This window comes from Streptomyces sp. NPDC004284, from assembly GCF_042874035.1.
Classification (GTDB): domain Bacteria; phylum Actinomycetota; class Actinomycetes; order Streptomycetales; family Streptomycetaceae; genus Streptomyces.
The window spans coordinates 117,626-142,480 of the sequence record NZ_JBIAMJ010000011.1; the positions used below are offsets into that span (position 1 = coordinate 117,626).

Sequence of the window (24,855 nt, forward strand, 5' to 3'; positions counted from 1 at the left end):
CCCATGAAGCGCATGAAGCGCATCGGATACATGAGGCAAGCGGAAGGATCGCGACACACGTGAAGAAGATTGTCGTGGGCATGACCCTCGGGTCCGCGCTCACCGCACTCCTCGCCGCGGGGCTCACCCCCGCCGCCGCGCAGGAAGCCCGGGACGCCGCACCGGCGGGCGCGAACGCGCACCGGCCCGACAACCGTCCCGGACCGCTCACGAGGCAGCGCACCCAGCTGCGCGAGCAGGCGATCGACCTGATCGCCAAGGGCAAGGCCACGGCGAACGCCAAGGGCGTCGTCGAGGTCGCGCCCGGGAAGTTCACGGAGACCAGGACCAGCAGCGCCACCCGCCAGGAGAAGATCTTCACGATCCTCTCCGAGTTCGGTGACCAGGGCTCCGGCAAGCTCGGCACCGTCCCCGGCCCGCTGCACAACCGGATACCGCAGCCGGACCGGACCACGGACAACTCCAACGCCTGGACCGCGGACTTCTCCAAGGCCCACTACGAGGACCTCTTCAACGGCTCCGGCGAGTCCATGAAGACCTTCTACGAGAAGCTGTCCAGCGGCAGTTACTCGGTCTCCAACACCGTCGAGGACTGGGTCAAGGTCCCCGGCAACGCCTCCACCTACGGCGACAACGCCGTCGAGGACAACGGCGGCTCCTGGGCCTTCATCCAGGACACCGGCGACGCCTGGTGGAACGCGCAGATCGCCGCCGGCAAGACCCCGGCCGAGATCGACGCGTACCTCGCCCAGTTCGACGTCTGGGACCGCAACGACTACGACCACGACGGCAACTTCGACGAGCCCGACGGCTACATCGACCACTTCCAGGCCGTGCACGCCGGCATGGGCGAGGACGCGGGCGGCGGCGCGCAGGGCGAGGACGCCATCTGGTCCCACCGCTGGTACGTGAACGGGGACGACTTCGGGCTGACCGGCCCGGACGTCTCCGGTGCGCAGAACAAGGCCGGCGGCGCCCGCATCGGCCAGTCCAGGTACTGGCTCGGCGACTACACCACCGAGGGCGAGAACGGCGGACTCGGCGTCTTCTGCCACGAGTTCGGCCACGACCTCGGTCTGCCGGACTACTACGACACCGACGGCGGCGAGAACTCCACCGCCTTCTGGACCCTGATGAGCTCCGGCTCCTGGCTCGGCCACGGCGCCGCCGCCAACGCCGGCATCGGCACCCACCCCGGTCTCATGGGCGCCGAGGAGAAGCTCTTCCTCGGCTGGCTCGACTACGCCGACGCCCCGCTCGGCGCCACCGGCTCGTACACGCTGAGCCCGGCCGCACTGCAGGTCAAGGGCAAGGCACAGGCCGTCCGCGTCGCGCTCCCGGACAAGACGAGCAGCACCACCTACACGACGCCCGCCTCGGGCACCCACGCCTGGTGGACCGGCTCCGCCGACGGCCTCAACCAGTCCCTCACCCGCTCCGTCCCGGCCGCCCCGCGCGTCACCGTCAAGGCGAGCGCCTGGTACGAGCTAGAGGCCGGCTTCGACTACCTCTTCGCCGAGTACTCCCTCGACAACGGCGCCACCTGGTCCCGCGCGGGCGATGCCGTCACCGGCTCCTCCGGCGGCAAGTGGACGACGCTGCGCTTCACGTACGACTCCGCCGGCAAGCCGTCCCTCTTCCGCTTCCGCCACCAGAGCGACGGCGGCGTGCACTTCGCCGGCGCGTTCCTCGACGACATCGCGCTGACCTCCGGCGGCACGACCCTCGCGGCGGACGACGCCGAGCAGGGCGTGGGCGGCTGGACCGCGCAGGGCCGCTGGAAGATCTCCACCGGCACCGAGACGGCCACCTCCCCGCGGTACTACCTCCTGGAGAACCGCGAGTACGTCGGCTCCGACGCGCTCCTCGCCGAGGGCCCGTACCAGTTCAGCAAGGGCATCACCGCGCCCGACTGGGTCGAGTACTTCACGTTCCAGAACGGCATGCTCGTCTGGTACGTCGACCGGTCCTTCGACGACAACAACGTCAGCAACCACCCCGGCGGCGGCTCGGCCATGGCCGTCGACGCCCGTCCCGCCCCCTTCCGGTACGCCGACGGGACCGCGCCCAGCAACCGGCGCCAGCCCTTCGACGCGACCTTCGGCCTGGAGGCCACCGACGCCACCTGCCTCCACAAGGAGGTCCTGACCGGCAAGGGCGGCAACCAGACCGTCCAGACGCTGGCGGCCTGCGCCCCCTCCGTCCCGGGCATCCCTGTCTTCGACGACACCGACCCGAACGCGTACTACGACACGACGGCCCCCCAGGCCAGCGTGAAGGTCGCCGGCCACGGCGTGCGCGTCACGGTCACCGGTGACCGCGGCGACGACCTGACGATCAGCGTCGCCAACCCGGCCGCGCACTGATCCGTACGAGAGAGGACGAGGGCGGTACGGGATCCCCGTACCGCCCCCGTTCCGTCTCCGGGGCCGTCTCAGGCCCCCCGTACCGCCCCCGTCCCGTCTCCGGGGCCGCCTCAGGCCCCCCGTACCGCCCCCGCCAGTTCCGTCAGGAACTCCACCACGCCCGGCGGGCCCGCCACCGACAGGTCGGCGCGGTCGGCCAGCTCCTGGACCTCGGTGGAGCCGCTGCACACCAGGACGCCCGGGGTGCCGTCGGAGCGGAGCTTCTCGACCGCCGCGAAGGCCGGCAGGTCGCCCAGGTCGTCGCCCGCGTAGAGCACGGACCCGGCGCCCACCTCCTGTACGTACTTCGCGAGGGCCACGCCCTTGTCCATGCCCGGGGGCCGCAGCTCCAGGACCATGCGGCCGGGCTCCAGGACGAGGCCGTGGGAGACGGCCAGGTCGCCGAGGGGGTCCTTGAGGGCCTCGAAGGCGCCCTCCGGGTCCCGGGCGCGGCGGGTGTGGACGGCGAGCGCGCGGCCCTTCTCCTCGATCCAGACGCCGGGCCAGGCCCCGGCCCGGTCGAGGAAGCCGGGGAGCTCGGCGCGGACGGAGGCCACGCCGGGGTGGAGGGCGGCGGCCCGGACGGTGCCGGTGACGGCGTCCCAGCGCTCGGCGCCGTAATGGCCGAGGACGACGAGGTGCTCCAGGCCGGGGACCCCGGCGAAGCCGCCGTAGCGGACGGCGACCCCTGCGGGGCGGCCGGTCACGACGGCGACCGAGGCCACCTGGGGGGCCAGGGCGGAGAGGGCGGCCACGGCGCCGGGGTGGGCGCGGGCCTGCTCGGGGTCGGGGACGATCTCGGCGAGGGTGCCGTCGAAGTCGAGGGCGACGACGGCCTTCGAGGGGCGCGCGAGGAGCGCGTCCAGGCCGTCGCGGCCGGCGGGTGTGGTCGGGTGCGGAAGGCTACTGACCATGGTTCCGACCCTACCGAGGTACGCCCGTCCCGTCAGCGTGGCCGGGGTCACCCCTCAAGGGGTCACCCCTCCCGTCGCCGCTGCTTCTCCTCGCGGACCCGGCGCAGCCGGTTGACCGTCACCGGGTCGTGGGCCAGGGCGCGCGGGTCGTCGAGGAGCGCGTTGAGGAGCTGGTAGTAGCGGGTCGGGGAGAGGCCGAGCCGTTCGCGGACGGCCCGTTCCTTGGCACCGGGGCCGGGCCAGGAGCGGCGCTCGACGGCGAGGAGCGCCTGCTCACGCTCCCCGAGTCCACTGCTGTCGGCCTCTTCGGTCATACGACCAACATACGACCAACCGATTACTCGGCACTCTCCGCCGCCGTCGCCGCCCGGCCTATGCGGCCGAGGACCTCGGAGGGGCGGCCGCCGGGGGCGACGGCCTTGCCGATGTTCTGCTTGATGTTCCCGCTGACCTGGGCCCAGGAGGTCTTGCCGACGGGCGGGAGCTGCGCCTCGGGGAGGACCTTGAGGAAGACCTGGAGGTTGGCGTGCTCGGGGTCGCTCTCCATGCGGACCTCGGCGGTGACGGTGACCGGCAGCAGGTCGTTGTCCCCGGCGAACTTCAGGACGTTCTCGTCGCTGAAGAGGAAGTTCAGGAAGTCGCCGATCTCCTTGCGGTGGCCGTTCTGCTTGAAGCCCATGATCCAGTCGGCGACGCCCATGGAGGTCTTGGACGGGCCGTCGACGCCGGGGAGGGTGACCTGCCCGACCTCGACGCCCTTCTTCGCGGCCTCCTTGAGGAGCGAGGGGTGGCCGTTGAGCATGCCGACCTCGCCGTTCGCGAAGGAGGCGAAGGCGGCCTTGCGGTTGAGCCTGCCGGGGGCGACGGGGCCGGTGAGGCCCTTGCCGACCAGCCGGGTGCGGAGCCATTCGAAGGTGCGGATGTTGGCTTCGGAGTCGACGGCGTAGCGGTCGGCCGTGTCGGTCCAGCCGCCACCGCCGCTGAGCAGCCACATGAGGGCCTCGGCCTGGGCCTCCTCGGGGCCGAGGGGCAGGGCGAAGGGGGTGGGGACGCCCTTGGCCTTGAGCTTCTCGGCGGCCTCGGCGAGCTCGTCCCAGGTGGTGGGGGGCTTGGCGCCGGCCTTCTCGAAGAGGGCCTTGTTGTAGAAGAGCGGCCGGGTGGAGGCGACGAACGGCATGCCGTACTGGGTGCGCTTGTACTCGCCGGCCTCGACGAGCGGGCCGAGGAAGTTGGCCTGGACGGGGATGGAGAGGAGTTCGTCGGCGGCGTAGAGCTGGCCGTCGGCCGCGTAGTCGGCGTAGGCGCCGATCTGGGCGATGTCGGGGGCCTGGCCGGCCTTGACCATCTCGGCGACCTTGCGGTCGACGTCGTCCCAGGACACGACCTCGACCTCGACCTTGACCCCGGGGTGTTTCGCCTCGAAGGCGGCGACGAGGTCGGCCCAGTACTTCTTGGTGGTGTCGCCACCGGTCAGGTCGTAGTCGGCGGCGACCAGCTTGAGGGTCACGTCGCCGGCATCGCCGCCCAGGGAGCCGCAACCGGTGACCGTCGTGGCCAGTCCGAGGGCGGCGGCGGCCGCGGTCAGTCCAAGGAATCGTCGCCGCTCCACGGCTTCATCCACCTTTTGCTCATCGTCGAGCTGTCGTTCTGCTGCACTGAGCTGCGTGTTTGCTCTTCTCAGGGCCGTAAGTCTGCCCCGCGCCCGGGCATGAGGTCTACACCACTTGGGTATCACTTCCGCAACTGCGGCGGGACCATGGGCCCATGGCCGGTCTCGAATTTGTATCCGTGCGCAACAATCCTGCTCAGTGGACTAGACCTTTTGGGTGGTCCCGCGCCAGACTGTCCCCCGTGAGACACGTCATCGCCCTCGATGTGGGCGGCACCGGTATGAAGGCCGCCCTCGTCGGGACGGACGGCACCCTCCTCCACGAGGCCCGCCGCGCCACCGGGCGCGAGCGCGGCCCCGAGGCCGTCGTGGAGACCATCCTCGGCTTCGCCGAAGAGCTCCGCGCCCTCGGCCAGGAGCGGTACGGAGAGCCCGCCGCGGCCGCCGGAGTCGCCGTGCCCGGCATCGTCGACGCGGAGAACGGCATCGCCGTCTACGCCGCCAACCTCGGCTGGCGCGACGTTCCCATGCGCGAACTCCTCAGCCGCCGCCTCGACGGCGTCCCCGTCGCCCTCGGCCACGACGTCCGCACCGGCGGCCTCGCCGAAGGCCGTATCGGCGCGGGCAACGGCGCCGACCGCTTCCTCTTCGTGCCCCTCGGCACCGGCATCGCCGGAGCCATCGGCATCGGCGACCGCATCGAGGCCGGCGCCCACGGCTACGCCGGCGAGATCGGCCACATCGTCGTCCGCCCCGGCGGCACCGACTGCGGCTGCGGCCAGCGCGGCTGCCTGGAGCGGTACGCCTCCGCCTCCGCCGTCTCCCTCGCCTGGGCCGAGGCCGGCGGCGACCCCGACGCCGACGCCGCCGACTGCGCGAAGGCCGTCGAGTCCGGCGACCCCACGGCCGTACGGGTCTGGCAGGACGCCGTCGACGCCCTCGCCGACGGCCTCGTCACCGCGCTCACCCTGCTGGACCCCCGCACCCTCATCATCGGTGGCGGTCTCGCCGAGGCCGGGGAAACCTTGTTCACACCACTCCGGGCCGCGGTGGAGGAACGCGTCACGTTCCAGAAGCTGCCCGCCATCGTCCCGGCAGCCCTCGGGGACACCGCCGGATGCCTGGGCGCGGGCCTCCTCGCCTGGGACCTTCTCGCCGCACAGCACCCCACCGACTCGGAGGTTTCCGCCTGATGGCCGATCACCAGGTTCTCGCCGGCGCACACGTCGTGCTGCCCACCGGAACGGTCGAGAACGGACGCGTGATCGTCGACGGCGGCCGCATCGCGGGTTCCGCCCCCGAGAACGCCCCCGTCCTCGACCTGACCGGGCACTGGATCGTCCCCGGCTTCGTCGACATGCACAACCACGGCGGCGGCGGCGCGTCCTTCACCTCCGGCACCGTCGACGACGTCCTCAAGGGCGTCCACACCCACCGGCTGCACGGCACCACCACCGTCGTCGCCTCCTTCGTCACCGGCGACATGGACTTCCTCACCCAGCGGGCCGGACTCCTCTCCGAGCTCGCCGAGCAGGGCGACATCGCCGGCCTCCACTTCGAGGGCCCGTTCATCTCCCCCTGCCGCAAGGGCGCCCACGACGAGACGCTGCTCCGCGACCCCGACCCGGCCGAGGTCCGCAAGCTCGTCGACGCCGCCCGCGGCCGGGCCAAGATGGTCACCCTCGCCACCGAACTGCCCGGCGGCCTCGACTCCGTCCGCCTCCTCGCCGAACACGGCGTGATCGCCGCCATCGGCCACACCGACGCCACGTACGAGCAGACGCAGGCCGCCATCGACGCGGGCGCCACCGTCGCCACGCACCTCTACAACGCGATGCCCGCCCTCGGCCACCGCGCGCCCGGCCCGATCGCCGCCCTCCTGGAGGACGAGCGGATCACCGTCGAGCTCATCAACGACGGCACCCACCTCCACCCCGCCGCCCTGGAGCTCGCCTTCCACCACGCCGGCCCCGAGCGCGTCGCCTTCATCACCGACGCCATGGACGCCGCCGGCTTCGGCGACGGCAGCTACATGCTCGGCCCGCTGGCCGTCGAGGTGAAGGACAGCGTCGCCCGCCTCGTCGAGGGCGGCTCCATCGCCGGCTCCACCCTCACCCTGGACCGCGCCTTCAAGCGCGCGGCGACCGTCGACGGCCTCCCCGTCGAATCGGTCGTCCAGGCCATCTCCGCCAACCCGGCCCGCCTCCTCGGCGTGTACGACCGCGTGGGCTCCCTGGAGCCCGGCAAGGACGCCGACATCGTCGTCCTGGACGCCGAGTTCGAGCTCAAGGGCGTCATGCGCAAGGGCGAGTGGATCGTCCACCCCGCAGGGGCCTGATCAGGAGTCATACGGAAGAGCGGTCGGCCCGGGGTCTGGGCCAACCGCCTTTCCTTTGGCATGATCTGTGCGGATCGGAACGCACGTTCCACAGGACTTCACAGGGAGTACGGGGGGTGGACGGGTCTTGATCCTCACGGTCACCCTCAACACGGCACTGGATCTGACCTACCGGGTCCCCGCCCTCACCCCACACGCCTCCCACCGGGTCACCCAGGTCATCGAGCGGCCCGGCGGCAAGGGACTCAACGTCGCCCGCGTCCTCGCCGCCCTCGGATACGAGACGGTCGCCACCGGCTTCGCGGGCGGCGCGACGGGCGCGATGCTGCGGGACCTGCTCGCGGAGACCCCGGTCCGCGACGAACTCGTCGAGACCGCGGGACCCACCCGCCGCACGGTCGCCGTCGTCGACACCGCCAGCGGGGACACCACCCAGCTCAACGAACCGGGCCCGGCCGTCACCCCCGCCGAATGGACCGCCTTCCGCACCCACTTCACGACGCTCCTCGACGGAGCCCGCGCGGTCGCCCTCTGCGGCAGCCTCCCGCCGGGCATCCACGTCGGCGCGTACGCGGAACTGATCCGCCTGGCGCGCGCGGCCTCCGTCCCCGTCCTCCTCGACACCAGCGGCGAACCCCTCCGCCGCGGCATCGCCGCCCGCCCCGACCTCGTCAAGCCCAACGCCGACGAACTCGCCCAACTCACCGGCGCCCGCGAACCCCACCGCGCCACCAGCGACGCCCGCCGCCGCGGCGCCCGCGCCGTCATCTCCTCCCTCGGCCCCGAAGGCATGCTCGCCTCCACCCCCGAAGGCCTCTGGCGCGCCACCCCACCCGCCGCCGTCAAGGGCAACCCCACCGGCGCCGGCGACTCCGCCGTCGCGGGCCTCCTCTCGGGCCTCGTCGACGGCACCCCCTGGCCCGACCGCCTCACCCGCGCGGTCGCCCTCTCGGCGGCGACGGTCCTCTCCCCGGTGGCCGGGGAGTTCGACGCGTCGGCGTACGAGGGGCTGCTGACACGGGTGACGGTGACGGAGGAACCGGTCTCCCCGTAGCCGTCGGTCCACCGCGTGCCGCTGTCAGCGGCGCGCGGCAGGACGGGACCGTCCCCGGGGGAGAGGCCGCCAGGGAGATCACCTCAGGACGCAGACGCAATCGAGCCGGGGCGAGCGACGCCCGTGTCACGACACGGCAGAGAAGGCGAACGAGCCCCCTACTGACCAGGCGTGACTTCCAGCCAGTCGAGCAGCACGTTGCACTGGTTGCCGGCCTCGCACGAGATCTTGATCTCGTTGTCGCCCTTCTGGAGGTCGACCGGCGCCCAGGTGGTCTGCCAGTTCTTCTCCAGGTTCGGGTCCGAGGAACCGATGAAGTTCTTCAGCCCGATCGGCTGGCTGTTCGCCTTGCCGTTCACCGTCAGGGTGGCGTTGGCGTCGACCGCCGGGATGGCGTAGCGGACGGTCAGGCGGTACTTGCCGCCCGACGGCATGTTCGCCTTCCAGGTCACCGAGGCGCCCGGCGTGTTGAAGCCCGACACGTACACCCCGCCGACGCCCTCGGCACCCGCGACGGTCTTCTCGGTCGTGGCCGAACCGCCCAGCGTCAGCGTCGCCGCGTCCTGCTTCGGGAGCTCTTCCGGGGTCTTCTCCGCGGTCGGCTCGGTGCTGGGCTGCTCGGAGACCGTGGCGGGCGGCGCGCTCGACGGCGTACCGCCGGCCTGGTCGCCCTTGTCCTTCTCGTTGCCCGAGTTGGAGATGACCGCCGCCGCGATGCCGATGACGACGACCGCGACGACCGCGACCGCGCCGACCAGCAGGCCCTTGGTGTTGGGGCCGCGGCCGGAGCCGCCGCGCTGGGGCGGAACCGGGGCCGTGCGGGGGCCGGGCTGGGCGCCGTAGGTCTCGGGGGCCGCGTACTGGGGCTGGGGCTGGCCGTACGGGGGCTGCTGCTGCGGCGGGACGTACGCCTGTGGCTGCTGCTGCTGCTGGTGGTGGCCGTACTGGCGCTCGCCGACCGTCCGGACCTGGTTGTACGAGGTGCGGGGCACGCCTGGCTGCGCGGGGGCGGGGCCGGGGTAGCCGTAGCCGCCGCCCTGCGGGGGCTGGGCGCCCGCTGCCTGGCCGTCCGCGTACAGGTAGCCGAACGGATCGTCGTCCTCGGGCTTGCTCGCGCCGTCGTTACCGGCAGCCATCCGGGTCATCCTCTCCATGCTCGCCAGCCGTCGCCGACCGGCCGAGCCTACCTCGAATGGCCCACTCCGGACTCAGCCCGCCCGCCGATGGACCTTGGCGCGGGAGCGTTTCTCCACGTACATCCGCTGGTCGGCGGAGTTCAGGACCTCTTCCACGGTCATCCCGCACTCGGCCCAGCCGATGCCGAAGCTCGCGCCGACGCGGACCGCCCGGCCGTCCACCCGGATCGGCGGGATGATCGCGTTGCGGAGGCGTACGGCCAGGTCGGCGGCGTCGGCGGCACCGAGGCCGTCGGCGAGGACGACGAACTCGTCACCGCCGAGCCGGGCGACGGTGTCGCCGTCCCGGACGCCGGTGGTGAGGCGGCGCGCGACCTCGATGAGGACGGCGTCGCCCGTGTGGTGCCCGAAGCGGTCGTTGATCGACTTGAAGCCGTCGAGGTCGCAGAAGAGGACCGCGAGCCCCTTGGTGCCGTCGTCGACCTCGCCGCCCGTGGGCGCCACGATGTGGACGTGGTGGTCGTACGCGCCGCCGCCCGCCGGCTCGAAACCGAAGCCGTGCTCGTGCTCGTGCTCGTACGGCTGGGGCTGCGGCTCGTAACCGGAGTCGTAGCCGCCGTACGCGGGCTCGTTCCCCGGCGCGCCCGGACGCTCGCAGAGCCGGGCGGAGAGCCGGGAGCGCAGCTCGGCGCTGTTGGGGAGGCCGGTGAGGGCGTCGTGCGAGGCGCGGTGGGCGAGCTGGAGCTCGTGCCGCTTGCGCTCCTCGATGTCCTCGACGTGGGTGAGGAGGAAGCGGGGGCCGTCGGCGGTGTCGGCGACGACGGAGTTCCGCAGGGAGACCCAGACGTAGGTGCCGTCGCGGCGGCCGAGGCGCAGCTCGGCGCGGCCGCCCTCGGCGGAGGTGCGGAGCAGGGTGCCTATGTCCTCGGGGTGGACGAGGTCGGCGAAGGAGTAGCGCCGCATGACGGAGGCGGGGCGGCCGAGGAGCCGGCACAGGGCGTCGTTGGTGCGGAGGAGGCGGCCGTGCTGGTCGCCGCCCATCTCGGCGATGGCCATGCCGGAGGGGGCGTACTCGAAGGCCTGCCGGAAGGACTCCTCGGAGGCCCGCAGGGCCTGCTGCTCGCGCTCCAGGCGGACGAGGGCGCGCTGCATGTTGGAGCGGAGGCGGGCGTTGCTGATGGCGATGGCCGACTGCGAGGCGTACATCTGGAGCGCCTCCTGACCCCAGGGGCCGGGGTGCCGGCCGTTGCGCGGGCGGTCGACGGATATGACGCCGAGGAGCTCACGACCGGAGCCGGAGGCGTACATCGGGGCGTAGAGCCGGTCGTGCGGGTGCCACTCGTCCTCGAAGCGGGGCGCGGGGCCGTCGGTGTGCCACTGGGGCACGTCGTCCTCCATGAGGACCCAGCCCTCGGTGTGCGGGATGAACCGCAGGTCCCCCCAGGGGACGCCCATGGCGAGGCGGCGCTCCCAGGAGGAGCGGGAGCCGACACGGCCGGTGATGAGGGCCTCGGCGGCGGAGTTCCCGGCGAAGGCGGCGACGACGAGGTCACCGTCGGGGCGGACGAGGTTGACGCAGGCCAGCTCGTAGTTGAGACCGGCGACCACGCCGTCGGCGACGGTCTGCAGGGTGTCCGCCAGGCTGCGGGCAGTGTTGAGGTCCGTCACGACCTGATGCAGCTGCCGCAGGGTCGAGAGACGGACGTACGGCTCCGACTCGGTCTCCATCGCTCGCTCTCCCCGAGACCTCGACAGCAACTCCAGGGTTCTGATCGGCTACGTGTGTGCACTGTCACTGCCACTGAATCACAGCGAGCTGCGCACCCGGTACACAGGGTCAACAAATACTGTCCTCTGTGACTCAAGTCACAGCAGGCGAGGGCGGGTCGCGGGCGACTCCCGCAGGAGGCGGGACCTAGGTCCGGCGGACGTGACCGGCTGGTCCCCGGGCCCGATGCGGGGCGCGGAGGGCGGGGACTAGCGTTCTTCACGTGCTCCAGAAGACTCCCCCCTCACCTCCCGTCTCCGATCTCGCCATCCCTCATGCTGAGGGGGTGAGCAACGACGAGTTCCGGGCCGCGATGTCCCGCCTCGCGGCGGGCGTGGTCCTGGTGACGGCGCACGACCCCGACGACGGCCCGCGCGGCGAGGACGTCGGCATGACCGCCACCGCCTTCATGTCCGTCTCCCTCGACCCGCCCCTGGTCCTCGTCAGCCTCCGCAACGGCTCCCGCATGGACGACCTCCTCGCCGACGTCCCGGTCTGGGCCGTGTCGGTCCTCGCCGAGGACCAGCGGCACGTCGCCGGGCGCTTCGCCATGAAGAACCGCGTCAGCGACCGCCTCCTCTTCGCCGACCTCCCGCACACGCGCGGCGAGGAGAGCGGCGCCCCCCTCGTGGGCGGCGCCCTGTCGGTCCTGGAGTGCCGCACGGAGAGCCGCGTCGTGGCCGGCGACCACACCCTCGTGGTGGGCCGTGTCCTGACGGTCGGTCTGCCCACGTCGGGCGGCGGGCCCCTGACCTACTTCCAGGGGAAGTACCGGCACCTCGGGTGAGACCGCGCACGGTCCGCTCACCCCTGGGACTCGAAGTCCTCCAGACCGGGCGCGACCGGCAGCGGGGTGAACTCCACGACGCCGTGCGTGGCGACGCCGTTGAGGACGTGCGGATCGGTGGCGAGGAGGCGGTCGAGTTCTTCGGCGGGCATCCGGGGGCGAGGTAGACACCGCCGACCAGGGGCGCCTGACGCCCGGCCACCAGGAGCAGCCGCTCGGAGACGAGCTCGTTCAGCCGGTCGCCGTGGGCCGGTCGCCGGCGGTCCACCTCGTTCAGCGGCGCCGTGCAGGTCACCGTGACGACGAACGTGCCCGGACCGTGGCGAACCCCGAGGACCGCCGTACGCGCATTCCGTGATCCCGGGAGTCCCGGGATCCCGGAGACCGTCCCTAGCCCCAGTCGCGGGACTGGCGGGTCCGCTTCGTCTCGGAGCGCTGCTTCTTCTCGCGCAGCCGGCGTTCGTTGATGCCGCGCGGGATCTTCGTCGGGCGGCGGGGCTTCGGGGGCGGGGCCGTGGCCTCGGCGAGCAGGGCGGCGAGGCGGACGGCGGCGGTCTCGCGGTTGCGCCACTGGGAGCGGTGCTCCGAGGCGCGGACCGTGACGACGCCGTTGACGAGGCGGGAGGCGAGGCGCTCCAGGGCGCGGGCCTTCCAGACCTCGGGGAGGGCGTCGGTGGCCGCGAGGTCGAAGCGGAGCTCCACCTGCGAGTCGCTGGTGTTGACGTGCTGACCGCCCGGCCCCGACGACCGCGAGAAACGCCACTGGAGCTCGGCCTCGGGCAGCGAGACGGAGCCGCGGATGGGATACGGACCGGACATGCCTTCCATGTTCCCCGCAGGGGGCCGAAGGAGTCATCCTGTTTTCCCTCGGAGGCGGCCGGGAACCGCCGGCGGCCGACACGCGTTTCTCCAGGCGAGCGACGACATCACGACGAAAGGGACTTTCCATGGCTGTGAGCCTGTCCAAGGGCGGCAACGTCTCCCTGACCAAGGAGGCCCCGGGCCTCACCGCCGTCACCGTGGGCCTCGGCTGGGACGTCCGCACCACCACCGGCACCGACTTCGACCTCGACGCCTCGGCGATCGGCGTGGACGGGGCCGGGCGGGTCGCCTCGGACGCCCACTTCGTCTTCTTCAACAACAAGTCGACGCCGGACCAGACCATCGTGCACACCGGTGACAACCGCACCGGCGAGGGCGGCGGCGACGACGAGCAGATCAACGTCAACCTCGCGGCCCTCCCGCCGAACGTCGACAAGATCGTCTTCCCGGTCTCCATCTACGACGCGGTGTCCCGCTCGCAGAACTTCGGCCAGGTGCGCAACGCGTACATCCGCATCGTGAACCAGGCCGGCGGCGCCGAGATCGCCCGCTACGACCTCTCCGAGGACGCCGCCGTCGAGACGGCCATGATCTTCGGCGAGCTGTACCGCAACGGCGCCGAGTGGAAGTTCCGCGCCGTCGGCCAGGGCTACGCCTCGGGCCTGGAGGGCATCGCCCGCGACTTCGGCGTCAACATCTGATCCGTCGCCGCGACAGGCCCAGAGCCCCGGCCGGGATTCCCGCCCGGGGCTCTACCCTTCCTCCCGTGATCGTCGAAGCCCTCCCGCACACGGAAGCGCACGCCCTCCCCGGCGCGCTGCTCACCGAGCTCACCGCGCTGTACGCGTCGAACCAGGAGTTCCAGCAGCTCAGCGGCGACTTCCCGGACCCCGACGACATCCGGCCCGAGCAGGTCGCCGCCTCTCTCGCCGACGAACTGGCCGAGCCCTCCGCCGAGGTCCTGCTCGCCCGCTCCGAGGGCCGGCTCGTCGCCGTCGCCGTGACCCTGGGCCGCCATCCCGACCCGGCACAGACCGATCCGTGGCTCGGCCTGCTGATGGTCCACGCGGACGCGCGCCGCGCCGGGCACGGCCGCCGCCTCGCCGCGTACGTCGAGGACCGCTTCCGCGCCGACGGCCGTACGGGGCTCAGGCTCGCCGTCCTGGAGAACAACCCGAAGGCGCTGGCCTTCTGGACCTCGCTCGGTTACGAGGAGATCGCCCGCCGCCCGGACCTCGCGCACGGCCGCCCGTGCGTCGTGATGAGGAAGAGCCTGGCGGACTGAAGTCCCGTCGTCAGAACGCCCAGGCCGGGTCGTTCGCGATCTTCAGGAGCTCGGCCGTGGGCACGGCGGGCTCCGGTCGGGACGTGTCGCGCCCCGGCCACTCCTGAAGGGTGACCGTCCGCCCGTCCTGGCGCAGCACCCGCACGTACCAGGACGTCCGGCCCTTGCCGTTCGCGCGCACGGTGACCACTTCCGCCCGTGCGCCGTCGGCCAGGTGCACCACCTCGCAGCGGTCGCCCGTCGGGGCGGCGCCCGGCGCGGGCGCGCCGGGACGGGGCGACACCTTCGGCATGGCGATCTGGGCGCACAGCGGTACGTCGGGCTCCTTGTCGGTGTACCCGGCGCCGCCCACGAACTGCACCGGGCCGGTGCCGCCGTCCCACTGGACGCGGTAGGTGCGGCCGGGGAAGTCGCCTTCGCGGGTGATGGCCCGGCCCGGGGGGAGGAGGCCGACGAGCGTGTCGGCGAGCCGCCGGCTGTCCCACTCCGTCCGGTGCTCGGTTCCCGACCCGAAGCCGTCGGGCCGCAGCGGCTGGGCCGCGGTCTCGGCCGCCGCGGGGACGAGGGGGCCGGCGAGCGGGTCGGCGGCGCGCGCCAGGTCCGGCCGGTCGTCCGGTGCGGTACCGGCACCGGTCAGGGCCAGGGCGAACACGGCCGCACCGGCGGTCACGCCCGTCACGGCGAACGCCCCCCGCCGGCGCAGGCGGCGACGCCGGCCGGCCGTGACCAGCTCGTCGACGCCGACGTGCAGCGGCGGCTCGTCGTCGAGACCGGCCTGCAGCAGGTCCTTCATGTCATGGTCGTTCATCGGATGGTGGCCTTCCTTCGGGTCTGGCGAGTCTGTTCGGCAGGCTGGGCGGACGTTCCGGGCTCCCCGAACACCTCGGAGCCCTTCTCGTCGCCCAGGAGACTGCGCAGTCGGGCGAGCGCACGCGCGGTGTGGCTCTTGACCGTGCCGGTGGTGCAGCCCAGGGCCGCGGCCGTGGCGGGGATGTCCAGGTCGGCCCAGTACCGCAGCACGACCACGGCACGCTGCCGCGGCGGGAGTTCCTCGAGCGCGGCGCGCACCTGGATCCCGAGTGCCTGGTCGGCCGTGTGCTCGGCACGGTCGGGCAGCTCGGAGGCGGGCTGCTCACGGCGCCAGCGCCGCCGCATGTGGTCGATGCAGGCCCGGGTCAGCACCCGGTGGGCGTACGCCTCCAGGTTCCGTATCCTGCGCCGACCGCCCCAGACCGCGTACAGCTTCGTCAGCGCCGTCTGTGTGATGTCCTCGGCGTGGTGCCAGTCACCGCACATCAGGTAGGCGGTGCGCCGCAGGTGCGGCAGGCGCGCCTCGGCGAAGCCGCGGAATTCCTCCAGGTCCCCGGTACGCAAATGGGTGCCCTCCGTTCGTCTCTGACCCATGCGACGGAGCGGGCCGTACGCGGGGATGTCACGGAGGGCGTCTTTTTTCGCCGGGCGGAGGATCCTGGGCCGGGCTAGGGCCGGGACGGCTTCTCGTCGCCGTACAGCCAGACGTCCCACAGGTCGTCGAGGTCACGGCCCGCCACGCTCTCCGCGTAGGCGGTGAAGTCGTCCGTGGTGGCGGTGGCGTGGCGGTACTTCGCGGGCCAGCCGCGCAGGATCTCGTCGAAGACGCGGTCGCCGACGGTCTCGCGCAGCTTGTAGAGGACCATCGCGCCCCGCTGGTACACGGGCGGGTCGAAGAGGTTCTCGGCGGCGGGAGGGGAGGCGGGCGGGAAGGCCCAGTTGGCGTCCTGGGCGAAGGCCGTCTCGTAGCGGGTCCGGGCCGGGACGTGCTCGTACCGCTCCCCGTACAGCCACTCCCCGTACGTGGCGAAGCCCTCGTTCAGCCAGATGTCCTTCCAGCTCGCGGGCGTGACGGAGTCGCCGTACCACTGGTGGGACTGCTCGTGGACGAGGGTCGACCGGTCGAAGGAGGAGGCCGGGAAGACGGGCCGGGTCTGGGTCTCCAGGGCGTAGTCGAGGGGCCCGTCGGCGGTGACGATCGCCCCGGTGGCGGCGAAGGGGTACGGGCCGAAGAGCTTCACCTGGCGGGCGAGGATCCCGGGGACCTCGGCCCGCAGGGCGGCGCTGCTCGCGGCGACGGGCTTCTCGGCGGCGGTCAGGACGGGTACGGAGCCGAGGGCGGTCGCCGTGCCCGTCTCGTACCGGCCGATCGCGACGGTCGCGAGGTAGCTCGCCATCGGGGCGGCCTCGTGCCAGACGGTGGTGACGCGTCCGTCCTTCTCCGTGCGCCGCGCGGTGCGGATGCCGTTGGAGAGGGCGTCGAGGCCGGCGGGGACGGTGACCGCGATGTCGTAGGCGGCCTTGTCGGAGGGGTGGTTGTTGCCGGGGAACCAGGTCATGGAGCCGGCCGGTTCGCCGACCGCGACCGCGCCGCCGGCCGTGCGCAGCCAGCCCTCCTTCGAGCCGTCGGCGTCGGTGAGCGGCTCGGGCACGCCGGTGTAGGTGACGGTGGCCTTGAACGTGGTCCCCTCGGGGATCTCGTCGCGCGGGCGGAGGGTCAGTTCGTTCGCGGCCCGGTTGTACGCGGCGGGGGCGCCGTCGACGGTGGCGCCGCGCACGGTGAGGCCGGCGAGGTCGAGGTTGAAGGCGCTGAGGTACTGGGTGGCGCGGGCGGTGATCTCGGCGGTGCCGTCGAGGCGGCCGGTGGCCGGGTCGTAGGCGAGGGTCAGGCCGTAGTGGCTGACGTCGTAGCCGCCGTTGCCGAGCTTGGGGAAGAGCGGGTCGCGCAGTCCGGCGGCCCCGGGGGTGCCGCGGACACCGCCGCCGGCATCGGTGCAGCCGCCCACCAGGAGTACGAGGGCGGCGAGGGCGACGGCTCCGGTCCGGCTGCGCTGTGACACGTACCGAATCTTAAGGGTCTTAAGCGGTCAAAAACGAAAAGGCGGTGGCGCCCGGCGGGGGATCCGGGCGCCACCACCAGCTGGGGGCGTTGCGCCACCGTCGGCTGAGGGGGTGTCACACCGCCCTCAGCCGAGGGGTGTCACTCCGCGAGGGCGGCGACGCCGGCCTGGGCGAACTTCTCGTCGAGGTCGCCCGAGGGGGCGCCGGCGACGCCGATGCCCGCGATCGGGGCGCCCTTGGCGGTGACCGGGGCGCCGCCGGCGAGGAACAGGGTGCCGGGGATGTCCTTCAGGGTCGGCGCGTTGGCCAGGCGGCCGGCGAGGACCGAGGTCGGGGCGTTCCAGGACACGGCGGTGAACGCCTTGCGCTCGGCCGACTCGTAGGACTGCGGGCCCGCGCCGTCGCCGCGCAGGGTGACGATCGTGTTGCCGTTGCGGTCGACGACCGCGACGGACACCCGCTGGTTCTCCTTCTCCGCGGCGTCCAGGGTCGCCTGCGCGGCCTTGGTGGCCGCCTCGATCGTCAGGTGCGTCGACGTCATGGTGTTGCCGTTGTCCGCGTCGGCCATGACGGCGGCGGGGGCGGCGGCCGGGGCGGCGGCGTTCGCGGAGACCACGCCGAAGGTACCGGCGGCGACGACAGCGGCGGCGGTGGCACCGAAGAGGATCTTCTTCATCAGGGACTCCGTAGAGGTGAGGAGGAAAGGAGGGGGGAAGCTGGCGAGCGGCGGTTCGTTCCTTCGCTCTGCATCGATCCTCCGCCCGGAACCGGGGCCGGACGGTCCACGGTCCGGCTGCCCTCCGCGCGCACACCGGACGACGGGCCTGTCAGCCGATCGGTTGATGTCCCGCTGGTCCGACCGGGCCACCATGGACGAGTACACCCAGGTCAGGAAGGCAGGGAGGCGGCACGGTGACCCGTCCCACGGAACACGACCCGGACGCCCGCTGGCTCGCGCGCGTCATGCACACCGCGTTCTTCCTGCTGCTCGGCGCCTCCCTCGCCCGCTTCCTGCTGCGGCACGACTGGGAGGCCCGCAGCCCCTGGATCATCGCCCTCTCCGGCGCGCTCGCCTCCCTCTACCTGCTCGGGCCGGTGCTCGGCACCCGCGCCACCCCGCGCCGGATCGCCTGGCTGGGCACGGTCGTCGCCGTCTGGGTCGTCCTCGTCGTCCTCGCGCCCAGCTTCGCCTGGTGCGCGGTGCCGCTCTTCTTCACGGGCCTGCGCACCCTCCCGCCGCGCGCCGCCCTCGGCCTGGTCGCCCTGCTCACCGCCTTCGTGGTCTTCGCGCAGGTCCAGCTGTCGCACGGCGGCTGGGACCCGAACCTGATCGTCGCCCCGCCGGCCGTCGCCGCCCTCGCCACCGGCGTCTTCGTGTACGCCGACCGGCAGGCCGCCCGGCAGCGGGCACTGATCGACGACCTCATCCGCACCCGGCGCGAACTCGCCGCGATCGAGCGGCGCGAGGGCACCCTCGCCGAGCGCCAGCGGCTCTCCATGGAGATCCACGACACCCTCGCGCAGGGCCTGTCCAGCCAGCAGATGCTGCTCCAGGCCGCCGACCGCACCTGGGAGAGCGACCCGGGCACGGCCCGCCGCCACGTCCGCACCGCCGAATCCATCGCCGAGCGCAACCTCGCCGAGGCCCGCCGCTTCGTGCAGGACCTCGCGCCCGCCGACCTCGCCGGGGGCGGCGGCCTGGAGGAGGCCCTGCGGGGGCTCGCCGCCCGCGAGTCGGCGGCCTTCCGGGTCGACGGGACGCCGGTGCCGCTGCCCGAGCGCGTGCAGGCGGCGCTGCTGCGGATCGCGCAGGGCGCCCTGGCGAACATCCGCGAGCACGCCGGCGCCGACTCCGCCGCCCTCACCCTCACCTACCTCGACGACCAGGTCGTCCTGGACATCGCCGACGACGGCCGCGGCTTCGACCCGGCGCTCGCCCGCGAGCAGGCCGAGCGCGGCCACGGGCTGCCCGCGATGCGGGTGCGCGCCCAGCAGCTCGGTGGCACCCTGACGGTCGAGTCCACCCCGGGCGAGGGCACGGTGCTCTCCGCCGCGATCCCGCTCCCCCTGGAGTCCTGATGTCCGTACGGATCCTCCTCTGCGACGACCACGTCGTCGTCCGCGCCGGTCTGCTCGCGCTGCTCGGCAGCACCCCCGACATCGAGGTCGTCGGCGAGGCGGGCAGCGGCGAGGAGGCCGTCGCCATGGCCGCGAAGCTCAAGCCGGACGTCGTCCTCATGGACCTCCAGCTCGGCGCGGGCATCGACGGCGTCGAGGCGACCCGGCGGATCGCGCCCACCGGCGTCCACGTCCTCGTCCTCACCACGTACGACACGGACGCGGACATCACCCGGGCCATCGAGGCGGGCGCCACCGGCTACCTCCTGAAGGCCGAGCGGCCCGAGGAGCTGTTCGCCGCGATCCACTCCGCCGCGCAGGGCCGCACGGCCCTCTCCCCTCCGGTCGCCAGCCGCGTCATGGACCGCATGCGCGGCGCGGCGGGCCCCTCCCTCACCGACCGCGAGCGGGACATCCTCGGCCAGCTGGGGCGCGGCCTCGGCAACCGGGAGATCGCACGGGCCCTGTTCATCAGCGAGGCGACCGTGAAGACCCACCTCGGCCGGATCTACGCCAAGCTCGGCGTCGACACCCGCGCGGGCGCGGTGGCGGTGGCGAAGGAGCGGCGACTGCTGCCCTAGGGGTACCCCGTACGGCTGGTCCTGGGTGCCGTTCCCCGGCACCGGACCCCCTCCCCTGCTACTTTGCGTCGTCACTCGACCGCACGGTGTCATGTCTCAGTGGGAGCGCACGTGAAGCTCGCGATCGTCGGCGGCGGCCCCGCCGGCCTCTACCTCTCGATCCTGCTGAAGCGGCAGGACCCGTCCCACGAGATCGCCGTGTACGAGCGGAACCCCGAGGGCTCCACGTACGGCTGGGGCGTGACGTACTGGGCCGGGCTCCTCGACAAGCTGCGCGACGGCGACCCCGAGTCCGCCGCGGCCGTCGCCGAGGCCTCCGTCACCTGGACCGACGGGGTCGCCATCGTCCGCGACGAGCGGACCGTCCACCGCGGCGACGCCGGCTTCGGCATCGGACGGCGGCGGATGCTCGCACTGCTCGCCGACCGGGCCGAGGAGCTCGGCGTGCGGGTCGAGTTCGAGCACGACATCCCGGGTCCCGACGCGCCCGAGCTGGAGGGCGCGGACCTGGTCGTCGCCGCCGACGGCGTCCACAGCGTGCTCCGCGAGGCCCACGCCGGACACTTCGGCAGCGAGATCACCGGCGGCCGCAACCAGTACATCTGGCTCGGCACCACCAAGGTCTTCGACTCGTTCAGCTTCGCCTTCAAGGAGACCGAGCACGGCTGGATCTGGTGCTACGCCTACGGGTTCAGCGGCGAGCGGTCCACCTGTGTCGTCGAGTGCTCCCCGGAGACCTGGACCGGCCTCGGTCTCGACACGCTCGGCGAGGCCGACAGCCTGAACCTCCTGGAGAAGCTCTTCCACGACCTCCTCGACGGGCACGAGCTGATCGGCCGCGAGCGCGCCGACGGCGCCGCCCAGTGGCTGACCTTCCGCACCCTCACCAACCGGGTCTGGCACCGGGGCAACCTCGTCCTCCTCGGCGACGCCGCCCACACCACGCACTACTCGATCGGCGCGGGCACCACCCTCGCCCTGGAGGACGCGCTCGCCCTCGCGGACGCCCTGCGCGCCCCCGGCGACCTGGACGCCGCCCTCACCGCGTACGGCAAGCGGCGCCGCGCCGAACTCGTCCCGGCGCAGAGCGCGGCCCGCTACAGCGCCCAGTGGTACGAGAACCTGCCGCGGTACATGAGCCTGGAACCGGCCAAGATGTTCGCGCTCCTCGGCCAGCGCCACTCGCCGCTGCTCCCGCACGTCCCGCCGCAGCTGTACTACCGGATCGACCGGGCCGCCGGACAGCTGGAGCCGCTGCGGAAGCTCAAGCGCTGGCTCGGCCCCCGGGTCGCGCGGGCCGTGCACGGCCGCTCCTGACCCCGTCCGTGCGCGACCGCCCCTGACCCCCGTCCGGGGGCGGCCGCACACCTCCGTCCGCCACCCGAACCTAGGGGCCTCAACCCGCCACTCCCCCGTCCCGGCCGTCCCGGGACGTCCCCGGTACGGCGGAGCCCACGCGACCGGGCGCAGCCGGCGATCCTCGCGTACGGGACCGGGCCCGGCGCCCCGACACCGTCGGCCGCCGCGCGTACGGGACGGGTCCTGGGGCGTGACACCATCGATCCCGTGCTCGACATCGGCTACTCCCTCTCGCGTCGCTTCCCCGACCCTCCGCAGACCGACTACCGGCGTGCGGACGTCCACGCCCTGCGCCACGACCTGTTCTGCGGGGACGTGTACCTCGCCGACACCGAGGCGGACCGCGAGGTGTCCACGGCCTGGGGATGGGTGCCGGTGCTCGACTTCGCGTGGGCGCTGTGCGACATCGTCGAGCAGCTCGACCAGGACCCGCGGGGCAGCCGTGCGGCGCAGCCGCAGTACGCGGAGCTCGACTTCACCGAGTCCACGGACCGGATGCTCTTCGAGCGCCGCTTCGGCTGGGTGGACGTCGAGGCCGACTGGATGCCGGGCGACGAACCGCCGGTGACCTTCAACCACGCGGAACTGCGGCGCGAGGCGCGGGACTTCCTGCACGACCTGATCGCGGACCTCACGGACATGCACGAGGGCCTGGCCGACAACCCCGCGATCTGGACCCTCCAGTCCCGCTTCCCCCGCGTGCCGTAGCCGCAGCCCTGGCCGCGGAAGGACCTGGGCGCCCCCCTGCGCCCGGGCCACCGCCCCTCGGCCCCCTCAGTCCTCCACCCGCACCCCCAGCCGCGCCGCCAGCACCGGCGCCAGGTCCAGGAGCTGCATCGAGGAGATCACCGCGCCGGACAGCGACTCCACGCCCCCGGTGATCTCCAGGCGCTGGACACCGCGCAGGTCGACGTCCGTGAGCCGGGCGCCGGTGAAGTCCGCTCCCGTGAGCATGCAGTCGACGAACTCGACGCGCTGGAGGACCGCGCCCCCGAAGTCGGGCTCGGTCAGGACGCAGCCCTCGAAGACGACGTCCTTGAGCTTCGCCGCGCGCAGGTTCAGGTAGTCGATCTTGCCGCCCCGGACGACGGTCCTCTCCAGGACCGCCCCGTGCAGCTGGGTCCCGCCGAGCCGCGCCTCCACGACCTCCACGTCCCGCAGCTGCGCCCCGGCGAGGTCCGTGCCCACGCCCCGTACCCCCGTGAGGACCGAGTCGAGGAACCGCGCCCCCGTGAGGCGCGCCCCGTCGAGCCCGCACTCGCGCAGCGCGCAGTCCAGGAAGCGGGCCCCCTCGCCCGACTGGCCCGTCAGGTCGAGCCCGGACAGTTCGAGGCCGTCGTAGTCCCCGTCCGGTTCGAGCCCGCCCCCGTACGCCTCCAGGGGAGGCAGCCGCAGCTCCGGCCGCCGCGCCCCCGCCACCTTCTTCTGCCGATTCCGATTCGTACTCGTCGCCATGCCCCCATGGTGATGTACGCCACTGACAACGCCCCGGATGTCACATCCGCGGCCCCGCCCGCCGTCCCCCGTACGAGACCGACACGAGGGAGACGGACATGCGGAAGCTCACCATCATCGGCGGCGGTTTCGCCGGACTGACCGCCGCCATCACGGCCGCCGAGGCCGGCACCGAGGTGACCGTCCACGAGGCGCACCGGACGCTCGGCGGCCGGGGCCGCACGGCCGAGGGCCCGTACCGCACCAACGAGGGCCCGCACGCCCTGTACGACGGCGGCCCCCACTGGACCTGGCTCAAGCAGCGGGGGCTCCTCGGCCCGCTCGCCGCGCTGCCGCCCGCCGAGGCCCTCCGGTTCCGCGTCCACCGCGACGGCGTCCTGCGCCGCACCCCGCCGCTCGGCCTGTTCCGCCAGGCCCGCCGTGCCCCCGAGGAGGCCCCCGTCGACCTCGACTTCCGCACCTGGGTCACGGGCCTCGCGGGCGAGCGCACCGCGCGCGTGGCCGCCGCGTACAGCGGGGTCGCGCTCTTCCACCACGACCCCGGCGCCCTCTCCGCCCGCTTCGTGCAGGAACGCCTCCACCGGGCCGCCGCCGTGCCGCCCGAGGCGCACTACGTCCGGGGCGGCTGGGGCGAGCTGATCGAGCGGATGGCCACGCGCGCGCGTGAGCTCGGCGTACGGATCGAAACCTCCTCCCGGATCGACGGGATCGACGCCCTGCCGCTCGGCGGAGGACCGGTGATCGTCGCGACCGCCCTGCCCGCCGCCGCCCGGCTCCTCGGCGACCCGTCGCTGACCTGGGAGAGCGGCCGTACGGTCCTGTTCGACCTGGCGCTGCGGACCCGGAAGGGCGACCCGTTCGTGGTCTCCGACCTGGACGCGCCCGGCTGGGTCGAGCGGTTCACGGCGCAGGACCCCTTGCTGGCCCCGGCCGGGCAGCAGCTGATCCAGGCACAGCTGCCCATCGGCCCCGACGCGTCGAAGGCGGACGGCGTGGCCCACGGCGAGCGGCTGCTCGACCTCGGCTTCCCCGGCTGGCGCGAGCGGACGGTGTGGCGGCGGGAGTCCGTCTCCCAGGGCCGTACGGGCGCGGTGGACCGCCCGGGCACCACCTGGCGCGACCGGCCGGCCGTCGACCGGGGCGACGGGGTGTACCTGGTGGGCGACCAGGTGGCGGCGCCGGGCGTGCTGTCGGAGGTGTCGTTCACGAGCGCGGTCGAGGCGGTGTCGCTGGCCCTGCGCGCGGACCTCGTGGACCGCCACCACAAGCACGGCCTTGACCTCAAGCGCGCTTGAGGTCGGAGGGTGACCCCATAGATCCGTAGAGCCACCCGTACGACGACAGGGGAACCGTCATGCACGCCGTCCGCCTCCACGCCTTCGGCCCCGCCGAGAACCTCACCTACGAGGAGACGCCCGACCCCGTCCCGGGCCCCGGCCAGGTCCGCGTCCGGGTCGCGGCGGCCGGCGTGCACCTCCTCGACACCGCCCTCCGCGAGGGCGCCACGGGCCCCTTCCCCGCACCCACCGCGCTCCCCACGATCCCCGGCCGCGAGGTCGCCGGCACCGTCGACGCCCTCGGCGAGGGCACCGACCCCGCCTGGCTCGGCCGACGGGTCGTCGCCCACCTCGGCATGAACCCCGGCGGCTACGCCGAACTCGCCGTCACCGACGCCGCCCGCCTGCACGCCCTGCCCGGCCACCTCGGCGAGGCGGAGGCCGTCGCCATGATCGGCACCGGCCGCACGACCCTCGGCATCCTGGGCTTCACCACGCTCGGCCCCGACTCGGTCGCGATCGTCCCGGCCGCCGCCGGCGGCATCGGCACCCTGCTCGTCCAGTACGCCAAGAACGCCGGCGCCACCGTCATCGGCCTCGCCGGCGGCCCCGCCAAGACCGCCCTCGTCGAGGCGAACGGCGCCGACCTGGCCGTCGACTACAAGGAATCCGACTGGCCGGAGAAGGTCCGCGCGTACCTGGGGAACCGCTCCGCGACCGTCGTCTTCGACTCGGTCGGCGGCGACACCGGCCGCGCCGCCGTCGACCTCCTCGGCAGGGGCGGACAGCACCTGGTCTTCGGCTGGTCCGGCGCCGGACTCCACGACGGCGAACCGCTCACCTTCACCGAGGAGGAGCTCACCGCGCGCGGGATCACCTCGGAGTCCGTCCTCGGCCCCGTCATGATCCGGAAGGCGGGCGGCGACATCCGTACGCTCGAACTCGCCGCCCTCGACGCGGCCTCCACCGGCGCCCTCCGCCCGGCGCTCCACCGCTTCCCCCTCGCGGACGCGGCACGAGCCCACCGCGCCCTGGAGAACCGGGGCACGACGGGCAAGGTGGTGCTCATCCCCTGA

Annotated in this window: 25 protein-coding genes; 13 read left to right on the forward strand and 12 right to left on the reverse strand. The window is 73.2% G+C overall.

The genetic code is table 11. The features are described from left to right. The first annotated feature begins 59 nt into the window (after positions 1-59). Positions 60-2,366, forward strand: a complete 2,307-nt coding sequence (locus ACFYUS_RS26235) for an immune inhibitor A domain-containing protein (RefSeq protein ID WP_388856795.1) — start codon at positions 60-62, stop codon at positions 2,364-2,366. A 110-nt stretch (positions 2,367-2,476) separates the two neighbouring features. Here the strand turns inward: ACFYUS_RS26235 and otsB are convergent, their stop codons facing one another. From otsB to ACFYUS_RS26250, 3 genes are all read right to left on the reverse strand, one after another. Continuing rightward, positions 2,477-3,319: a trehalose-phosphatase gene (otsB, locus tag ACFYUS_RS26240; protein WP_388856798.1), complete on the reverse strand. Its 843-nt coding sequence runs from the start codon at positions 3,317-3,319 to the stop codon at positions 2,477-2,479. Positions 3,320-3,381: 62 nt separating this feature from the next. Then, a complete protein-coding gene (locus ACFYUS_RS26245) occupies positions 3,382-3,633 on the reverse strand; it encodes a DUF3263 domain-containing protein (protein ID WP_116159686.1) in 252 nt (83 codons plus the stop codon). A 23-nt stretch (positions 3,634-3,656) separates the two neighbouring features. Next, a complete protein-coding gene (locus tag ACFYUS_RS26250; protein WP_388856801.1) occupies positions 3,657-4,940 on the reverse strand; it encodes an extracellular solute-binding protein in 1,284 nt (427 codons plus the stop codon). 230 nt (positions 4,941-5,170) lie between these two features. Here ACFYUS_RS26250 and ACFYUS_RS26255 point away from each other — a divergent pair, with 230 nt between their 5' ends. The 3 genes from ACFYUS_RS26255 to ACFYUS_RS26265 all read left to right on the forward strand — a co-directional run bounded on the left by ACFYUS_RS26255 (position 5,171) and on the right by ACFYUS_RS26265 (position 8,320). Continuing rightward, positions 5,171-6,121 carry an ROK family protein gene (locus ACFYUS_RS26255; RefSeq protein ID WP_388856804.1) on the forward strand — a complete coding sequence of 317 codons (951 nt, stop codon included), beginning with the start codon at positions 5,171-5,173 and terminating at the stop codon, positions 6,119-6,121. Further along, positions 6,121-7,266, forward strand: a complete 1,146-nt coding sequence (gene nagA / locus ACFYUS_RS26260; protein WP_388856807.1) for an N-acetylglucosamine-6-phosphate deacetylase — start codon at positions 6,121-6,123, stop codon at positions 7,264-7,266. Before ACFYUS_RS26255 ends, nagA begins: the two co-directional genes overlap by 1 nt. A gap of 127 nt (positions 7,267-7,393) precedes the next feature. Further along, complete coding sequence (locus ACFYUS_RS26265; RefSeq protein ID WP_388856810.1) at positions 7,394-8,320, forward strand: 1-phosphofructokinase family hexose kinase; 927 nt, start codon at positions 7,394-7,396, stop codon at positions 8,318-8,320. Between the two features lie 158 nt (positions 8,321-8,478). Here ACFYUS_RS26265 and ACFYUS_RS26270 read toward each other — a convergent pair whose 3' ends face one another. Both ACFYUS_RS26270 and cdgB read right to left on the reverse strand, forming a co-directional pair. Further along, on the reverse strand, positions 8,479-9,456 hold the full coding sequence (locus tag ACFYUS_RS26270) for a CBM35 domain-containing protein (protein ID WP_388856813.1): 978 nt from the start codon (positions 9,454-9,456) through the stop codon (positions 8,479-8,481). Between the two features lie 72 nt (positions 9,457-9,528). Then, positions 9,529-11,184: a diguanylate cyclase CdgB gene (cdgB, locus tag ACFYUS_RS26275; RefSeq protein ID WP_388856816.1), complete on the reverse strand. Its 1,656-nt coding sequence runs from the start codon at positions 11,182-11,184 to the stop codon at positions 9,529-9,531. Positions 11,185-11,447: 263 nt separating this feature from the next. On the opposite strand from cdgB, the gene ACFYUS_RS26280 reads away from it, so the two are divergent. Then, entirely contained in the window at positions 11,448-12,011 is a 564-nt protein-coding gene (locus ACFYUS_RS26280; RefSeq protein ID WP_388856819.1) for a flavin reductase family protein, read from the forward strand. A gap of 17 nt (positions 12,012-12,028) precedes the next feature. Here the strand turns inward: ACFYUS_RS26280 and ACFYUS_RS26285 are convergent, their stop codons facing one another. Together ACFYUS_RS26285 and arfB are read right to left on the reverse strand one after the other, a co-directional pair. Beyond that, entirely contained in the window at positions 12,029-12,163 is a 135-nt protein-coding gene (locus ACFYUS_RS26285; protein ID WP_388856822.1) for a hypothetical protein, read from the reverse strand. Positions 12,164-12,401: 238 nt separating this feature from the next. After that, positions 12,402-12,839 (reverse strand): alternative ribosome rescue aminoacyl-tRNA hydrolase ArfB, encoded by a 438-nt coding sequence (gene arfB, locus ACFYUS_RS26290; RefSeq protein WP_382869558.1) that lies wholly within the window; start codon positions 12,837-12,839, stop codon positions 12,402-12,404. 119 nt (positions 12,840-12,958) lie between these two features. Between arfB and ACFYUS_RS26295 the strand changes: the two genes are divergently transcribed. Then, positions 12,959-13,534 carry a TerD family protein gene (locus ACFYUS_RS26295; RefSeq protein WP_388856825.1) on the forward strand — a complete coding sequence of 192 codons (576 nt, stop codon included), beginning with the start codon at positions 12,959-12,961 and terminating at the stop codon, positions 13,532-13,534. 65 nt (positions 13,535-13,599) lie between these two features. Continuing rightward, a complete protein-coding gene (locus ACFYUS_RS26300) occupies positions 13,600-14,118 on the forward strand; it encodes a GNAT family N-acetyltransferase (protein ID WP_388856828.1) in 519 nt (172 codons plus the stop codon). 10 nt (positions 14,119-14,128) lie between these two features. Here the strand turns inward: ACFYUS_RS26300 and ACFYUS_RS26305 are convergent, their stop codons facing one another. The 4 genes from ACFYUS_RS26305 to ACFYUS_RS26320 all read right to left on the reverse strand — a co-directional run bounded on the left by ACFYUS_RS26305 (position 14,129) and on the right by ACFYUS_RS26320 (position 17,665). Beyond that, entirely contained in the window at positions 14,129-14,926 is a 798-nt protein-coding gene (locus tag ACFYUS_RS26305; protein ID WP_388856831.1) for a hypothetical protein, read from the reverse strand. Then, positions 14,923-15,492, reverse strand: coding sequence for a SigE family RNA polymerase sigma factor (locus ACFYUS_RS26310; protein WP_388856834.1), 570 nt, complete (start codon positions 15,490-15,492; stop codon positions 14,923-14,925). Before ACFYUS_RS26310 ends, ACFYUS_RS26305 begins: the two co-directional genes overlap by 4 nt. 104 nt (positions 15,493-15,596) lie before the next feature. Then, positions 15,597-16,988 (reverse strand): M1 family metallopeptidase, encoded by a 1,392-nt coding sequence (locus tag ACFYUS_RS26315; RefSeq protein WP_388856841.1) that lies wholly within the window; start codon positions 16,986-16,988, stop codon positions 15,597-15,599. Between the two features lie 140 nt (positions 16,989-17,128). Further along, positions 17,129-17,665: a heme-binding protein gene (locus tag ACFYUS_RS26320; RefSeq protein WP_388856844.1), complete on the reverse strand. Its 537-nt coding sequence runs from the start codon at positions 17,663-17,665 to the stop codon at positions 17,129-17,131. Between the two features lie 236 nt (positions 17,666-17,901). On the opposite strand from ACFYUS_RS26320, the gene ACFYUS_RS26325 reads away from it, so the two are divergent. The 4 genes from ACFYUS_RS26325 (at position 17,902) to ACFYUS_RS26340 (ending at position 21,755) form a co-directional block, all read left to right on the forward strand. Next, complete coding sequence (locus tag ACFYUS_RS26325; RefSeq protein WP_388856847.1) at positions 17,902-19,068, forward strand: sensor histidine kinase; 1,167 nt, start codon at positions 17,902-17,904, stop codon at positions 19,066-19,068. Further along, the gene (locus ACFYUS_RS26330) at positions 19,068-19,688 is read left to right on the forward strand and encodes a response regulator transcription factor (protein ID WP_015035223.1); all 621 of its coding nucleotides are present in this window, start codon (positions 19,068-19,070) and stop codon (positions 19,686-19,688) included. The genes ACFYUS_RS26325 and ACFYUS_RS26330 overlap by 1 nt, the downstream gene beginning before the upstream one ends. 111 nt (positions 19,689-19,799) lie before the next feature. Further along, the gene (locus ACFYUS_RS26335) at positions 19,800-21,005 is read left to right on the forward strand and encodes an FAD-dependent monooxygenase (RefSeq protein ID WP_388856851.1); all 1,206 of its coding nucleotides are present in this window, start codon (positions 19,800-19,802) and stop codon (positions 21,003-21,005) included. A gap of 249 nt (positions 21,006-21,254) precedes the next feature. Then, complete coding sequence (locus ACFYUS_RS26340; protein WP_388856854.1) at positions 21,255-21,755, forward strand: hypothetical protein; 501 nt, start codon at positions 21,255-21,257, stop codon at positions 21,753-21,755. A 66-nt stretch (positions 21,756-21,821) separates the two neighbouring features. On the opposite strand, the gene ACFYUS_RS26345 is transcribed toward ACFYUS_RS26340, so the two are convergent. Beyond that, positions 21,822-22,502 (reverse strand): pentapeptide repeat-containing protein, encoded by a 681-nt coding sequence (locus ACFYUS_RS26345; RefSeq protein WP_388856857.1) that lies wholly within the window; start codon positions 22,500-22,502, stop codon positions 21,822-21,824. Positions 22,503-22,600: 98 nt separating this feature from the next. Here ACFYUS_RS26345 and ACFYUS_RS26350 point away from each other — a divergent pair, with 98 nt between their 5' ends. Together ACFYUS_RS26350 and ACFYUS_RS26355 are read left to right on the forward strand one after the other, a co-directional pair. Further along, positions 22,601-23,797, forward strand: coding sequence for a phytoene desaturase family protein (locus tag ACFYUS_RS26350; protein ID WP_388856860.1), 1,197 nt, complete (start codon positions 22,601-22,603; stop codon positions 23,795-23,797). Between the two features lie 59 nt (positions 23,798-23,856). After that, a complete protein-coding gene (locus tag ACFYUS_RS26355; protein ID WP_388856863.1) occupies positions 23,857-24,855 on the forward strand; it encodes a zinc-binding dehydrogenase in 999 nt (332 codons plus the stop codon).

Bases quoted from the DNA above. Each gene is read 5' to 3' on its own strand.
- otsB (WP_388856798.1), bottom strand. From the start codon at position 3,319: ATGGTCAGTAGCCTTCCGCACCCGACCACACCCGCCGGCCGCGACGGC.
- ACFYUS_RS26245 (WP_116159686.1), bottom strand. From the start codon at position 3,633: ATGACCGAAGAGGCCGACAGCAGTGGACTCGGGGAGCGTGAGCAGGCG.
- nagA (WP_388856807.1), top strand. From the start codon at position 6,121: ATGGCCGATCACCAGGTTCTCGCCGGCGCACACGTCGTGCTGCCCACC.
- ACFYUS_RS26270 (WP_388856813.1), bottom strand. From the start codon at position 9,456: ATGGCTGCCGGTAACGACGGCGCGAGCAAGCCCGAGGACGACGATCCG.
- cdgB (WP_388856816.1), bottom strand. From the start codon at position 11,184: ATGGAGACCGAGTCGGAGCCGTACGTCCGTCTCTCGACCCTGCGGCAG.
- ACFYUS_RS26285 (WP_388856822.1), bottom strand. From the start codon at position 12,163: ATGCCCGCCGAAGAACTCGACCGCCTCCTCGCCACCGATCCGCACGTC.
- arfB (WP_382869558.1), bottom strand. From the start codon at position 12,839: ATGGAAGGCATGTCCGGTCCGTATCCCATCCGCGGCTCCGTCTCGCTG.
- ACFYUS_RS26295 (WP_388856825.1), top strand. From the start codon at position 12,959: ATGGCTGTGAGCCTGTCCAAGGGCGGCAACGTCTCCCTGACCAAGGAG.
- ACFYUS_RS26305 (WP_388856831.1), bottom strand. From the start codon at position 14,926: ATGAACGACCATGACATGAAGGACCTGCTGCAGGCCGGTCTCGACGAC.
- ACFYUS_RS26320 (WP_388856844.1), bottom strand. From the start codon at position 17,665: ATGAAGAAGATCCTCTTCGGTGCCACCGCCGCCGCTGTCGTCGCCGCC.
- ACFYUS_RS26330 (WP_015035223.1), top strand. From the start codon at position 19,068: ATGTCCGTACGGATCCTCCTCTGCGACGACCACGTCGTCGTCCGCGCC.
- ACFYUS_RS26345 (WP_388856857.1), bottom strand. From the start codon at position 22,502: ATGGCGACGAGTACGAATCGGAATCGGCAGAAGAAGGTGGCGGGGGCG.
- ACFYUS_RS26350 (WP_388856860.1), top strand. From the start codon at position 22,601: ATGCGGAAGCTCACCATCATCGGCGGCGGTTTCGCCGGACTGACCGCC.
- ACFYUS_RS26355 (WP_388856863.1), top strand. From the start codon at position 23,857: ATGCACGCCGTCCGCCTCCACGCCTTCGGCCCCGCCGAGAACCTCACC.